This window comes from Brevundimonas sp. (assembly GCF_046299535.1).
Classification (GTDB): Bacteria; Pseudomonadota; Alphaproteobacteria; order Caulobacterales; family Caulobacteraceae; genus Brevundimonas.
Map to the genome: position 1 here is coordinate 1 of NZ_JBKBIB010000003.1, position 13,433 is coordinate 13,433.

Genomic DNA, 13,433 nt, shown 5'->3' on the forward strand with positions numbered 1-13,433 from the left:
AGGGCCCTGGCGGGGGTGGGGACGACGATGTCGAGCGACATGGCCGACTTCCAGGCGCCGTGCTGACGCGAGGCCTGGTCGGCGTTCTCGGCGACGGTCAGGGTCTGGGCCGAGCCGGCCGCGGGAGCGCCCGTGCCGGAGGCGGTGTAGCTGGCCGCGATGGAGTACGGCAGGTTCGCCTGGAAGACGTCCGTGTCGTAGCCCGAGCCGCTGTTGTTCACCATGCCCCGCACGTCGGTCTTCTGGATGCGCACGGTGTTGGCGGTGTTGCAGCCGGCCAGGTTGGTGTCGATGCTCAGCACAGCCGGGGCGACCATGGTGAAGGCCGCGGCCGGGCCGGTGTTGTCAGAGGCGTAGATGCCGATCTGGCCGAAATCCAGCGTCTCGGTGTTGTTGTTGCCCGAGTAGTAGGCGCAGTCGGTGGACACCGAACCGGTCAGGGTGAAGGTGGCGCCGTCCGAGGTCTCGGCCGTGCCGTTGTTGTCTGCGGCGTTGCCCAGGGCATGCCACGAAGCGCCGCCTGCGCGAAGCCCGGCCGCACGCTCGATGTTCCGGCCATGATCAACTTGGCCGGTGGTGCCGGGATTGAAGTTGTACGTATAGGTGCCGTTGGCGCCGCCGACTCGCTGGGTCTGGCCGACATTGATGTCTTGGGCGGAAGCGGCCCCGGCGGTGAGCGCGACGGCGGCGACGCCGGCGAGAAGCGAAACGATCTTCATGAACTTGCCTCGTGGGTTGTCGGAAAGGAAGCGGCGGGGGCGGTGATCCGCCCCCGCCTCCTCGTTCAGCTTACAGGCCGGCGGAGATGGTCACGCCGAAGGTGCCGGCGTAGGTGCCGGCGAGCAGGGCCCTGGCGGGGGTGGGGACGACGATGTCGAGCGACATGGCCGACTTCCAGGCGCCGTGCTGGCGCGAGGCCTGGTCGGCGTTCTCGGCGACGGTCAGGGTCTGGGCCGAGCCGGCCGCGGGAGCGCCCGTGCCGGAGGCGGTGTAGCTGGCCGCGATGGAGTACGGCAGGTTCGCCTGGAAGACGTCCGTGTCGTAGCCCGAGCCGCTGTTGTTCACCATGCCGCGCACGTCGGTCTTCTGGATGCGCACGGTGTTGGCGGTGTTGCAGCCGGCCAGGTTGGTGTCGATGCTCAGCACGGCCGGGGCGACCATGGTGAAGGCCGCGGCCGGGCCGGTGTTGTCCGAGGCGTAGATGCCGATCTGGCCGAAGTCGAGCGTCTCGGTGTTGTTGTTGCCCGAGTAGTAGGCGCAGTCGGTGGACACCGAACCGGTCAGGGTGAAGGTGGCGCCGTCCGAGGTCTCGGCCGTGCCGAGGTTGTTAACGGCGTTGCCCACAGCGTGCCACGAGGACACCGACGAGCCGCTGTTCTGGGCGTTGATCAGATTGGCGTTGGCCGGAGCGTTCGCGATCGGAGCCAGGAAGCCGGTGTTGTTGCCGTACAGGGTCGTGGAGCCGGTCAGCGAAGACTGGCCCTGATGAATGTCCTGGGCGGAAACGGCCCCGGCGGTGAGCGCGACGGCGGCGACGCCGGCGAGAAGCGAAACGAGTTTCATGATGGTCTCCATAGGTTTGGTTACAGTGGTACGCGGAAAACGATTGGATATTCCCCCGATCGTTCGGAACCTTTAGAATTTATTAATTGTATTGGTCAAGTAAAATTTGACACTTGATCTCTATTTACAAGAATTACTGCTTAACTGAGACAATTTATAGTTAAGCTATACTTGACCAACGAGCCCAATATTATGATTCACCAAGCCTCCGTCACAGACGCGACGCGACGGTTATGGTAAGGGTCTCCGAGTACTGGCCCGCAAGAAGACCCGCCCCCAGGGGAGCCCCGGTCCGGATCTCGATCTGCGCGTGGCCGGCGGCGATGGCGTCGCCGCTTCCGAGGGTCTTGCGCGACATGAGCGACCGGCTTTCGTACCGTCCATGCAGGGTCGATCTGCGTGGCCCGATCACCGGCACACTGACGTCCAGGGTGTAATCGAGGGTTCCTGCGTAGGGGCCTTCCCCTGCGGGCAGCGCCGTATGAGCAAGACCTCCCCGGGCCGACTGAAAACTGAGATCGAAGGGAACGTTGCAGTCCAGGGCCACCCGGGCGCGCGCGGTCTGGTTCCCCACCAGTTCGCCGAAGTCGATGTCACCTCCGCCGGATACGTCGCAGCGCGCGCTGATGCTCCCGGCAAGGATGACATCCACGCGCGAAAAGGATGATGCATCGGGCGTGATGGGCTCAGCCGCGACAGCGGCAGTGGCGCACATCATGATTCCCAAGCTTGCGGCGAACGCAGCCGGAAGCCTTGGCCGAACGCCAATTTTATTCAGTGATTTCATGTTGCCCGCCACCCTCACGCCCGGGTTCTCTGGCAACGGCTGAAGTCCCGTGCCCCCGGAATTCGAAAGCTTAATACTTTCTTAACGCGAACTTAGTTCTCCGCAGAAAGCTGGGCGTCCCCATTTTTGGGTAGTGGCGATATATTCAATCCACAGGCGAACGAGCATGGTTAATTTGACGCAGAAGAAGCGAGATTTTTTCCCTTCAACTATGATTTTTCTATAGAATTTATTTTTCAGGCGCAGGGGACGCCCTGGTGGATCAGCCGATCCGGAAGGAGGCGACCGCAGCGAAGAGCTGTTCCCGGCTGCTCACGCCCATCTTGTTGTAAATCCGACGGATGTGCGTTCTCACGGTCTCGATCGACAAGCCAAGCTCCACTGCCGCCGCGGCAGGTGTTTGCCCGTCGACAAGTCTCCTGACGATCGCAGCTTCGGATCGGGTCAAATCGAAATATGGAGCGAAATCAGCCCATACATATCGCTCGGTCGGATCCGCCGGTTGAAAAGTGAGTGCAACCGCATTGCCCCCCGCCTCGACGGAAAACGAACGCATCCACTCGACGTGGATGATCGCGATACTCCCGCAGCCCCGCCTGTAGGACCAACCGGCGGCTCCCAGGCTTTCATTCGCGAGAAACGCCTGCAACGCGCCGGTACGCGTCTTGTCCGAGAATCCGAACCGCCCTCCCCCGAGCTGGATGTCGGGGTCAGATTTGACGAGCGCATCACCCGCCAGATTCAAATCAAGAAGCTTGAGGTCCGGCGTGACGATGAACAAGGCATGCGCACGCGCCAGCCCCCACCTAAGAAGAGGACTCTCTAAATCTTCCCGCCAATTTCGCAAACCTGACCGGATATGGTCAGGCGAGGAAAGTTTTTTGCTTTCCTCCGTAAGCGATATGTACACCACCTGGATTGAACTTTTAATTATGGTTAATTCAATCTAACGGTGCGCCTTCGTGCGGAAATCCCCATTTTTGGGTATAGCCGGAGCTATTATCGCGCCTTCCGGGAACTGACGGCGGAAACAACCATAGAATGGTGTGCCCATCGACATGCCCAAGAGGCGACGACGCCTTGCGCTCTCATTCCGGAGCCATGGCGGGAGAATGCCCGCCATGCTGCGGCTGACCGCTGACCGTCTCGTCATGATGCCCCCGTACGCAACTGCAGACTGGCGGTTTAGGCCAGCCGATCGCCGCCCCATTGAACAGTGCGACAACAAGCATCTGGAATAGCATCGAAATCTGCACGCGACCGGGCCGGTCGTCTCAAATACCTAGCCCTGTGTCGCGCGCCCGGAGTGCAGGGTTCGCATCCAATAAGCAAAGCCCTGGCCGCTGATTTCGGCGGCGCCGTCATCCTGCGCGGGGGCCAGGAAATCCAGCTTACGGTCGCGGGCGGCCCGGGGCGCAATGCCGAACGCCTGCCGAAAAGCGCGGGCGAAGCTGGCGTCGTTTTCGAAGCCCCAGCGTCTTGCAACCTCCCCGACCCTCACCCGCCCGGTGGGGTTCGAAAGCTCAAGCGCGGCGCCGGTCAAGCGGCGGCGGCGAATATAACGGGCAACGCCGCCTGCATTCGCAAAGAGACGGTACAGGCTGGCTCGGGAAATGCCCAGGACCTGCGCGATCTGGTCCGCATCCAGCGCTGGATCCTGAATATGCTGGTCGATGTAGGCGCAGACTTGCCGCAGCGGCGAGCGACGGTCACCCGCCGAACGCTGTCCGGCCCTGCGATGCGCTTCGCCAGCCAGGACCGTGCTGGTCAGGGCTGCGGTGGCCTGCGCCGCCAGCAGCGCTTCGCGCGCATCCAGAGTCGGCACGCGCCGGGACAGCGAAATGATATACTCCGCCAATATCCCCGCCAGCGGCGTGGCGGACGGCACGACCATGCCGTGCAGAGGCGACAGATCATCAAGCGCCGAGTGGAGGGCCTCACGAGGGATCAGCAAGCTGTAATTGCAGAAGCTTGTGGAACGCGTACTGATCGTGTCCGTGAGGTCGAACACGCAGATGTCGCCCGCCACGACCGAGACCGGCCTGCTTCCCGCCATCCCCGAAAAGCTGCCTTCCGTGTAGAGTTGGACGAGGATGTGATCCAGGCCGCTGCGTGCGACCAGCGCCGGAGAACGGTCGAAATACAGGGACGGACCGGAGAACACGCCGAGCATGATCGTCCCGAGATGCCAGGCGACCACGTCAATCGGCCGTCCGGGCGCAGAGGGGTTGACCAGCTCAACCCCGAAAACATCCTGTACCGCTCCGCCAAAAGCCTGGAGCGCAGCAGGCATGTCCACCTCCCGCCCGTCGATCAAGAAATTCGGCACCTCCCCCGGCATTGCGTATTCCTTTTATTTTACCGAGCGATAACGGCTTCAGGGCTGGTGAGCAACGCTCATGGGGCTCACGTGGTCCGATCAGCCGGCAAGAGCGGCAGTCAGATGGGCCCTGCGGCATGATCCCGAATGAACTGCCCCCCCTTCTCAACGGCGACCGCCGGGATTTGGCAATGTGGGGGCGGTGGTTTCAGGCTGTCAGAAACCCTATGCTGGCCGCCAGGCATAACGCTCCAGGGCCGGCGGTTGCCGAGGGAAGTATCAATGCTGATTGTTGGAGCAGGTCCGATGGCGGTCGAGCATGGCCGCGCCGCCCGGGCCCTTGGATGGTCGCCGACGCTGCTCGCGCGATCCGGTGACAAGGCGCGCAAGACAGCCGAAGAAAGCGGGCTTCAGGTTGAGTTCGGGGACGTCCAGACCTGGCTCGAAATGCAGTCCCCGCAGGACCACGCGGTGGTCGCCGTAAGTGTCGACGCCCTCGCCCCGGTCACCATGGCGCTCATTGCCGGAGGGGTTGGCAAGATCCTGGTCGAAAAGCCGGGCGGCGTCGGCGCGGCGGAATTGGCGCGCCTGGATGCGGCGGCGGAAGCCAGCGGAGCCGAGGTCTACATTGCCTATAATCGCCGCTTCTTCGCGTCGGTCCGCGCCGCCAGGACGCGCCTGCTCGAGGCGGGCGGGGCCACTTCGCTGCGTTTCGATTTCACCGAACTGGCCTGGAAGGTCGCCACGCTGAAGACGCCCGCAGCGGTCAAGGCCGCGTGGCTCTACGCCAATTCCACCCATGTGATCGACACAGCCTTCTTCCTGACGTCCGAACCGGAAAGACTCAGGACCGAAATCGCGGGAGGGCTGAGCTGGCACCCTGTCGCCAGCCGGTTTTCGGGCTCAGGCCGCACCGATCAGGGGTGCCTGTTCAGCTATGTGGCCGACTGGGAGTCTCCGGGGCGCTGGTCGGTTGATGTGCGGTCCCACAAGGAGCGGCTGCTGCTGGAGCCGATGGAATCCCTTCAGGTCCAGGCCGCCGGCGGATTTTCATGGGAGAGCGTGCCGCTGGACAATCTCGACGGAGGTCTGAAGCCCGGCATACTGGCGCAGATGCGGGCGTTTCTTGATGGGCATGGGGGCGAGCATCTGATGCCGCTGGCCCTGCAGGCCCGGCGTGCGGCGGCGGTTTACGACCGGATTTTGACGACGAGCTAGCGTCGTGAGCAAGATTACAACCGGGCAGACGCTCAGCTTCAGTGAATTTGTCATGCTTTCTGACGAGCGGCCATTCATTCTTGTCACGGGAGCAATGCGCTCGGGAACGACGCTTACGGGAGAACTTCTTTATTCGAGAGCCTACAGGGAGCAGCGCCATCCAGGGCTCTGCTTTGACAACGATGAAGGCACGACAACGCGCCGTCTGGTCCATCGCGCAACGCCGCCGGGCAAGGACCTGCCTGACGCCACCCGGGTCGCGCAGGAGATTATCAGCCTGGCCCCCGGATCCGGTGAACCCCAGGTCCTCGGGGCCAAGGTTACGCATGTTTTTGGGGGACTCGACCTGTTACGCCGCCGGTTTCCCAATCTTACGCTGGTCGTCTGCGTTCGAGAGCCAGCCGAGATCTATGCATCACATCTCGCCCGTACGGGCAGGACCCAAGCCGAGTGCTTGTCCATCTGCAAAGCCATAAACGCGACAGAGAGGCTTCTGGAAAAAGAAGCCGGCGCCATTGTCGTCCGTTACGATCACCTCGTCACGAACCCGAAAGCCTTCATCCTGACAATTCTCGAGGCCGTCGACCTGAAACCTCCCGAATATGACTGGTCATCGCTCGAGGCCGGTCGCGTCGCGTCCAACTCATCTTTTGGCCCCGGCCAGGGACGACGATTCGTGGAGGGAACCGGAATCGCAACCTTTGCGCCCGACCGCAGTTTATCGTCGGTGGAACGCGCGATCATCGAGGCGTCCTGTGAGCGCGCGTATCTGCGGCATGGTTTTACCTTGCAAACGACCGACCAAGAGCGTGCCTGCGTACGAGGGTTGTTGCCCTGATTATTCGAGACGAGGCGATCGATCCTCTCCTGATGAAACCCGGCGACGATCGCCTCGGGAAGAACAGCGATGAGTATCGTAACCATTGGCGTTTATGGCCTTGGCTCTATCGGATTCAGGCACCTTCAGGGACTTGGCAGGCTTGCGGATGACGTCCGCGTCGTAGGTGTGGATCCTTCGCCCGAAGCCCGTCTGCGCGCCCGGCAGGAATGGGTCGGCGAAGGTCGCTTTTTTGATTCCCCAGACGCTCCCCGCGAGGATATGGACCTTGTGATTCTCGCGACACTCGCCAAAGACCGGGTCAAGCTTCTGGGCGAGGTGCTTGAGCGGCACTCACCGCATCAGGTGATCATCGAGAAGGTGGCGTTCCAGTCGTCTGATGCATTTGGTGAGGCCGAGCGGCTTCTGGAAAAATTCGGCGCCGATGCCTCGGTGAACTGCCCTCGACGACAATGGCCCTTGCATCAAAAATTGCGGCGGCTTTTGCCTCAGGAAGGGCAATTCGAGATTTCGCTCGACGGAGGGGGCTGGGGGTTGGCTTGCAACTCCGTGCACTTCATCGACCTGCTCCAGTTCTATTCGGACCAATCCCAAGTCTCTCTTGTCGAAAGTGACATTCACCGCTTGCTCGCGTCAAAACGCTCAGGGTTTGACGAAGCGGAAGGCTCCCTGATCTTTTGCAGCGGTCGTGGTTCACTGAAGATCACCTGTCTCCCGAACGGGGCCGCCCGGCCAATCATGTACATATCCGGAGACGGCTGGCGGTGGCGGGTCGACGAGGCGAGCGGCGTCGTGCGGGATGAAGCCAGCAGCCACACCATTCTCGACGTCGGACGCCCGCCCTATCAAAGCGAGCTTACGGCCGAAGCAATCTCGCCACTGCTTGAAGGGCGGGATTGTCCCCTTGCCAGCCTCTCGGAAAGCCGTGCGGCCCACGAGCCGCTTCTGGATGGTCTGGCGCCAGCGTTCACCCTCGCCGGGAGCGACACCAGCAAGGGCCTGCCCATAACCTAGACGCGGAGCCTTCGGCCTGCGACGCCAGCCCCGGGAGGCTCACCCTGGCGTCCTGATCCAGAATCCTGGCCCGAACATACGCTGCGCAACCCTTGTCATCACAGAGATTGCGACGCCCCTCCTGGTCGATGACCTGTCACCCTGCAGACGCGGCGCACGGGCGGCCTTTCCCATGAATTCAACCAGCCTCACGGCGCCTTTTCCATCACTCAAGGAAGGGTTCAGAGCCAGATAGCGACTTGCCTCGGCCGTCGCTTTCTTCCGGCGCCTCGGGTCGCCCAGCAGCGCCAGGACTTTCGAAACGGCGTCTTCAATATCGAGCGCGTTCTCCGCGTACGGCGCAGGCCTGGCCATGACGTTGCCGGCGTTTTCAAGGAAGCCGCAGCGAACAACCGGAATGCCTGCAATCGCAGCCTCCAGCCCCATATTGCTGCTTCGAGTCACCACTACAGAAGCCCGGGAAAGAGAGTCGGCGGGGCCGACCTCCGGGGCCGTGACAAAGACATTGGGGCGCCCGCTTGCAAACTGATGGTAAATCTCCCCGGCGCCGGTCTTCAAATCCGCCGGATGGACGCGCAGTTCGAGCGCTGTCCGGGGGAGAGCCTCGGCGATCCCGGCGGCAACTTGCAGAAGCCCTTCGCTTTGATCCTGGCTCCCCGGCTGGATGGCGAACAGGACATGCTTCGCCTTGCGCAGGGGAACCGGGCAAATTGATTGCCCCAGATAGCCGACGGGGATGACGTCCTCCCTGGCCATCCCCCACATCCGGGCGCACAGGGCGGTTTGCTCCGTGTCGATGACCACGACCTTTTTCGCGAGCGTCCTTATCTGGCGGGCGGAGTTACCCAGAAAGACAGTATTGACGTCCACGGTCTCGACGCCGAATGCGTTGAAGGCCGATACCATCCCCCCAATGGCGCCGGAGCGGGCGCCACGCGCAATCACGAAGGCGGGATCCATATCCCGGGCCAGGCGTGTGGCGAGATCAGCCAGCACGCGGATGTCGCAACAGGCGTTGAGAAACCCCTTATGCCTGCCCACCACATCCTGGTAGAATATCTCGATCGAGGCCGCCGCCAGACCATCGATTTCCGGAGCCCGGAGACCTTGCAGCGCTTCCGCGACCTGCACCCCGACGAGGCTCCGGTCGAGACGGGCCCGCTCGGTCAGATCGTCCGTGAAAATCGGGGTCAGGCGATGGCTATGGCGAAGCCTGGAGAGCCTGTCGGTGAAAGCCCTGTCCCGCGCGCCTGACCTTTTCAGCAGCACAGCAACGACGGGATAGGATTCCAGGGCGGCTGCGAGCACCTCAAAAAGCGCCTCGGTGTCCTTGTCGTCTGCAATCCTCCACACCACAACGACCGGCCTGCCCTCTGCGCGAGACACGTTTCCGCGCGCCTGGGCGACGAGGCTGGCTGTATTTTTCCGCCCGAGGTTCCGTTCTGTATGAACGTCTCTCCGGATGGCAGGTCCACCCGGGTAGTATGGCAATTTCTCTTTGTCCGGCGAGGCCAGGACAGGAGGGGTCCGGAACTCCGACCACACCGCCGCGTCGGTATCCGCGGCCATCAGGACGGCGAAACCAGGCAATCTGGTCAGAACGAGCACCCGTCCGACCTCGGGGCCCAGTCGGCCCAACCGGTACTTCGCCCAGAGAATGTGCCGGAACACATCCGCCGCATGGATCGTCAATGCCTCTGAAAGACTGGGCGTCCCCCAGGTCGCTGCAATAGATCTCCCGACTTCCGAACAGACCTGCATTAGCACGTCATGAAATTCGGCGCCCTCCTGCGAATACCAGAACGCCGTATCAGGCCGCTCCACGACCGCGTCTGCACCGGGCCGGAATTTTGTCGCCGCCACGAGCCACCTGGCGCCGTGCACAAGATCCGGCGGAAGTTCGGCGATCAACTCTTCGGGCGTGCCTGTGTCCACTACAACCACATCAGCGGCTCCGGCCGGTCGATCCCTTTTCACCGCTGGATGCTCGAGCGACCTGTGAGACCAGTCCAGCAAAAGGCGTCCCACGATAGCGATGTGGGCGGCCGGATTGTCGTCGATCAGCAACCGAAGGTGGCGAACGGCCTCGTCCCGCTGGTGCAGGGCGATCGCCGCCAAGGCCTTGGTGAAACGTTCTTGGCCTACCTTGTCGAGAGCGGCCGACCGTACGCCCAGACGCCACAGCCGTCTGACGTTGGCGTCCGGGATTGAAGCGGCCTCCAAAAGCGCCTGTTCCCAGTTCCACGACGACCACCCTCTGGGTCTGGCCCGGGTGCGGAGGCTTCGACCAAGGTCCAGCGACGTCCAGCGTTCGCTGAAGGGTGCGCCTCGTGCACGGCGGGCGGCGTCTCGCGCCGCCGGGCTCAGTTCAGCCGCCGGGCCGCCACCGCCGGAAAGCTCGGGCGCAGGGGGAGGGCGGAGATCTGCGGCGCCTCCTCTCGACACGCGTCGTTTCAGGCTGCCGGCTATGGCGACTGGCTGAGCAGATCCGACCCTGAACGGCCTGCCCGCCTGGCCAGCTGAAGGAAACGCAGGATCGATTTGAAATCCGCGATCTTTCTTGCGCTTCCCTACTCGCCCCGCCGCCTTGGCGGCAAGTCGTCGCGTTATGCGGGCTGTCGTGGTGGCGCGTCTGGCGAGGCCCTTCACCAGCGCCTGCAACACAGGGATGCCGGGTGTCTTCAGCGACACGGAACCCCGCCATGATCAGCGATCATAATTCGCTCCCTGCAGGCCGGCCCCTCACGACAGCGCCGCCTGCATTCAGTGGAAATCCCCCAGATCAAGCTTGGCGCCGGCTGGAAGGTCACGGGTCGCCCGACGGCCCACCAATTCCTTGATCCGGCCTGGCGGCAAGCCGTCCCCAGGTCGAAGCAGCTGAAGATCAGGTTCTCGCAACGTCTGGCCGGCGGCGATGTCCACGCGAGCGAACAGGCTTCGCCTTGCGACCAGCCTGGTTTCCTCTTCCGCCGGCGCGGGTCGCTTCCGCCCGTCGCCCAGACTGACCTCGACCTCGCGAATCCGGCTGACCATGTGGCGCAACTCGGCGGGGTCCAGCGACATGGCGTGATCGGGGCCTGGCATGGACTTGTCCAGGGTGAAATGCTTCTCGATCACCCGCGCGCCGCGAGCGACAGCCGCCAGTGCAATTGCGTCGCCCAGGGTGTGGTCCGACCAGCCGACCGGCCACCCGAACGCCGCCGCCAGGGTGTCCATGGCCCGCAGGTTGGCTGTTTCCGGCGGCGCGGGATAGTTGGACACGCAGTGCAGGATGACGATGTCCTGCACACACTCTTCCTCGATCCATCCCACGGCAGCCTCAACCTCGGCGAGCGTGGACATGCCGGTCGAGAGGATCACCTGGTCGGCAAGCCGGGCGAGCCGCCGAACCAGGGGCTCGTTGGTGATCTCGCCGGACGGGATCTTGAACCGGCTCATACCCAGGCTCTTGAGGAAACGAGCACTGTCCACGTCAAAGGCCGTGCTGAGAAACTGTATCCCCAAAGGTTCGCAAAAACGCGCCAGTTCCGAAAAATGATCAAAACTCAGCTCAAGGGGCCGGATCATGTCCAGAGCCGTTTCAGCTCGGGCCCCTGCCTTTTGATAGTCCGCAAGGATGGCTGATGATGACAGGACCTGATCGGTCCTGAACGTCTGGAACTTTACAGCATCCGCGCCAGCCTCGGCGGCGACTTCTATCAGACGTCGGGCAAGCGCCATGTCTCCGTTATGGTTGACGCCAGCCTCAGCGATAATGAAGGTTTTTTCTGTCATTTCAGGTGTCATGAAATCGTTTTGGACCCGGGGGCGGGGCATCGATCAGATCAATCAGCTTTTCGAAAATCCTGGCGCTGGAATCGCCATTTCCATAAAGTGATCCGGCGCTGCGGGCCGATTCCCGAAAATCGGGATCCAGCGCCTGGCCGATTGCATCTCTTATACTCTCGATGGTCGAGCTGCAGTTTATGATGGAGGATGCGCATGGCCGCCCCTCCTGGCGTGTGCCGATGTTCACAGTCGGCTTACCCAGAAACGGCGCTTCCACAATCCCGGACGAGGAGTTGCCGACAACGGCGAGGGCGTGATGCATCGCTGACAGGTAGCGATGCCGGCCAAGGGACGAGCGAATGCGTACGCGCGTGTCGTGGCTGCGGGCAAAGCTGGCCAGAGCCTGGTTGACGGCATGTCCGCCCGCGTCGGCATTGGACCCCGTGACCACGACCCTGAAGGGCAATTCCTCCAGCACCGCCAGAAGCGCCCGAATGCCGTGATCCGTTTCCCCGGGCAGGTTCGTTACGGGGTGATAGGTCACCAGAAGGAAGGGCGCGGGGGCATCCCAGCCCAGATCGGACGCCAGGGCCTGAAGGGACAAGGGCTGTAGCGACCGCAGGTCGTCCAGGCCCGGTGCGCCGGACACAAAGACGGCGCCGGGCTCCTCCCCCATTCTGATCAGGCGATCCCGCGCCTGTGCATTCGAAACAAAGTGCCAACGAGCGAGCTTGGAGATCGCATGCCTTGTGCTGTCGTCCAGAGAGCCGACCGTGACCTCGCCGCCATGAATATGGGCGACCGGAATATTCAGAAAGAATGCAGCCTGAGCCGCCGCCAAGGCCTCAAATCTGTCGCCCAGGATCACCGCGACGCCCGGTTTCAGGTTGTTCAACACCTCGGCGATGGCGCCGACTCCAAACCCGACGGCCCGGGCGGTTTCCAGATCGCCGTAGCCGGTGGGGGGGAGAGGGACGCGAGAGTCGATCACGAAACCGTCGGACAGTATCTCGCCCTCAGTCGGATTCGCCTCATCCAGATGTGCGCCCGTGACCAGAAGCTGAAGCCTGCCAGCCGACGCCAATTGGCGCATCATTCGGCTCATGAGGCCATAGTCGGCCCGACTTCCGGTTATGACGCAAGCCTTGCCGGTCACTGCAGGGGGCGCGCAGGATTACCGACCACGGTGGAGCCCGGCGCCACGTCCCTGGTCACCACAGCGCCCATGCCGACGATTGATCCTCGTCCAATCGTAATTGGCCTGGACGGGGTCCCTTGCCGTATGATTGCACCGGTGCCGATATAGACATTGTCCTCCACGACAACACCGCCGTTGATAGAAGCCCGAGGAGCGCAGGTTACGTAGTCTCCGATTATGCAGTCGTGAGCGACATAGGTGTACAGGTTCGCGTGAAATCCGGCGCCGATACGGCAATCACTTGTGACGACCGTGTAAGCCGAAAAGATGGAGCCTTCGCCAATTTCCGCGTCCGGCGAGATCACGGAGGAAGGGTGAACGATACTCATGGGACGCGCGCCCCGGCTGATGGCCCTTTCCGTGATTTTCCGCCGGAGGTCTGCGTCAGCGACAGGCACGCAAAAGGCCGGCTTGCCTGGCTGGGCGAAGAAGCGCTCTTCCGTGATGACGGCCCGGCCGAACAGGACCTGACCGTCAGACGCCAGGGGCTCCACATATACAGGGCTGCCCTGGCCCTCGGCCGCCCACCTGTCCTCATGATACCGCGCGATCTGCATCGTTTCGCGCGCGAAACCTCCGCTGCCGAAAAACCCGAAATATTCGAGCGCCATTGTTGATCACTCCGCGCTTCTTCAGACCTTGCATCATAGCCGCCACATCCGGATGTGGCCATGGAGCGGCCTCCGGTCTGCGGGCCGCGGTGGGTCGGCGGGAAACTCAAAGCAAG

12 protein-coding genes are annotated in these 13,433 nt (G+C 62.8%); 3 read left to right on the forward strand and 9 right to left on the reverse strand.

The features are described 5' to 3' along the window. The 5 genes from ACK4FB_RS02885 to ACK4FB_RS02905 form a co-directional block, all read right to left on the reverse strand. Positions 1-719: hypothetical protein (locus ACK4FB_RS02885; protein ID WP_409747656.1), on the reverse strand; the 719-nt coding region annotated here is incomplete at its 3' end. 70 nt (positions 720-789) lie between these two features. After that, positions 790-1,563, reverse strand: coding sequence for a hypothetical protein (locus ACK4FB_RS02890; RefSeq protein ID WP_409747658.1), 774 nt, complete (start codon positions 1,561-1,563; stop codon positions 790-792). Between the two features lie 211 nt (positions 1,564-1,774). Beyond that, entirely contained in the window at positions 1,775-2,350 is a 576-nt protein-coding gene (locus tag ACK4FB_RS02895; protein WP_409747660.1) for a hypothetical protein, read from the reverse strand. Between the two features lie 262 nt (positions 2,351-2,612). Further along, the gene (locus ACK4FB_RS02900; RefSeq protein ID WP_409747662.1) at positions 2,613-3,131 is read right to left on the reverse strand and encodes a helix-turn-helix transcriptional regulator; all 519 of its coding nucleotides are present in this window, start codon (positions 3,129-3,131) and stop codon (positions 2,613-2,615) included. A 501-nt stretch (positions 3,132-3,632) separates the two neighbouring features. Then, entirely contained in the window at positions 3,633-4,691 is a 1,059-nt protein-coding gene (locus ACK4FB_RS02905; RefSeq protein WP_409747664.1) for a helix-turn-helix domain-containing protein, read from the reverse strand. A 261-nt stretch (positions 4,692-4,952) separates the two neighbouring features. Here ACK4FB_RS02905 and ACK4FB_RS02910 point away from each other — a divergent pair, with 261 nt between their 5' ends. The 3 genes from ACK4FB_RS02910 (at position 4,953) to ACK4FB_RS02920 (ending at position 7,740) form a co-directional block, all read left to right on the forward strand. Continuing rightward, positions 4,953-5,888, forward strand: coding sequence for a Gfo/Idh/MocA family oxidoreductase (locus tag ACK4FB_RS02910; protein WP_409747666.1), 936 nt, complete (start codon positions 4,953-4,955; stop codon positions 5,886-5,888). Between the two features lie 4 nt (positions 5,889-5,892). Continuing rightward, positions 5,893-6,726, forward strand: a complete 834-nt coding sequence (locus tag ACK4FB_RS02915) for a sulfotransferase (protein WP_409747668.1) — start codon at positions 5,893-5,895, stop codon at positions 6,724-6,726. A 69-nt stretch (positions 6,727-6,795) separates the two neighbouring features. Next, entirely contained in the window at positions 6,796-7,740 is a 945-nt protein-coding gene (locus ACK4FB_RS02920) for a hypothetical protein (protein WP_409747670.1), read from the forward strand. 39 nt (positions 7,741-7,779) lie between these two features. On the opposite strand, the gene ACK4FB_RS02925 is transcribed toward ACK4FB_RS02920, so the two are convergent. The 4 genes from ACK4FB_RS02925 to ACK4FB_RS02940 form a co-directional block, all read right to left on the reverse strand. After that, positions 7,780-10,431, reverse strand: a complete 2,652-nt coding sequence (locus ACK4FB_RS02925) for a hypothetical protein (protein WP_409747672.1) — start codon at positions 10,429-10,431, stop codon at positions 7,780-7,782. 72 nt (positions 10,432-10,503) lie between these two features. After that, complete coding sequence (neuB, locus tag ACK4FB_RS02930) at positions 10,504-11,556, reverse strand: N-acetylneuraminate synthase (protein ID WP_409747674.1); 1,053 nt, start codon at positions 11,554-11,556, stop codon at positions 10,504-10,506. Continuing rightward, positions 11,516-12,664, reverse strand: coding sequence for a UDP-N-acetylglucosamine 2-epimerase (gene neuC / locus ACK4FB_RS02935; protein ID WP_409747676.1), 1,149 nt, complete (start codon positions 12,662-12,664; stop codon positions 11,516-11,518). Before neuC ends, neuB begins: the two co-directional genes overlap by 41 nt. Then, positions 12,661-13,317 (reverse strand): acetyltransferase, encoded by a 657-nt coding sequence (locus tag ACK4FB_RS02940; RefSeq protein ID WP_409747678.1) that lies wholly within the window; start codon positions 13,315-13,317, stop codon positions 12,661-12,663. The genes neuC and ACK4FB_RS02940 overlap by 4 nt, the downstream gene beginning before the upstream one ends. Positions 13,318-13,433 lie beyond the last annotated feature (116 nt).

Coding starts and splice junctions, on each gene's coding strand:
- ACK4FB_RS02920 (WP_409747670.1), top strand. CDS start 6,796: ATGAGTATCGTAACCATTGGCGTTTATGGCCTTGGCTCTATCGGATTC.
- ACK4FB_RS02910 (WP_409747666.1), top strand. CDS start 4,953: ATGCTGATTGTTGGAGCAGGTCCGATGGCGGTCGAGCATGGCCGCGCC.
- ACK4FB_RS02895 (WP_409747660.1), bottom strand. CDS start 2,350: ATGAAATCACTGAATAAAATTGGCGTTCGGCCAAGGCTTCCGGCTGCG.
- ACK4FB_RS02940 (WP_409747678.1), bottom strand. CDS start 13,317: ATGGCGCTCGAATATTTCGGGTTTTTCGGCAGCGGAGGTTTCGCGCGC.
- neuB (WP_409747674.1), bottom strand. CDS start 11,556: ATGCCCCGCCCCCGGGTCCAAAACGATTTCATGACACCTGAAATGACA.
- ACK4FB_RS02890 (WP_409747658.1), bottom strand. CDS start 1,563: ATGAAACTCGTTTCGCTTCTCGCCGGCGTCGCCGCCGTCGCGCTCACC.
- ACK4FB_RS02905 (WP_409747664.1), bottom strand. CDS start 4,691: ATGCCGGGGGAGGTGCCGAATTTCTTGATCGACGGGCGGGAGGTGGAC.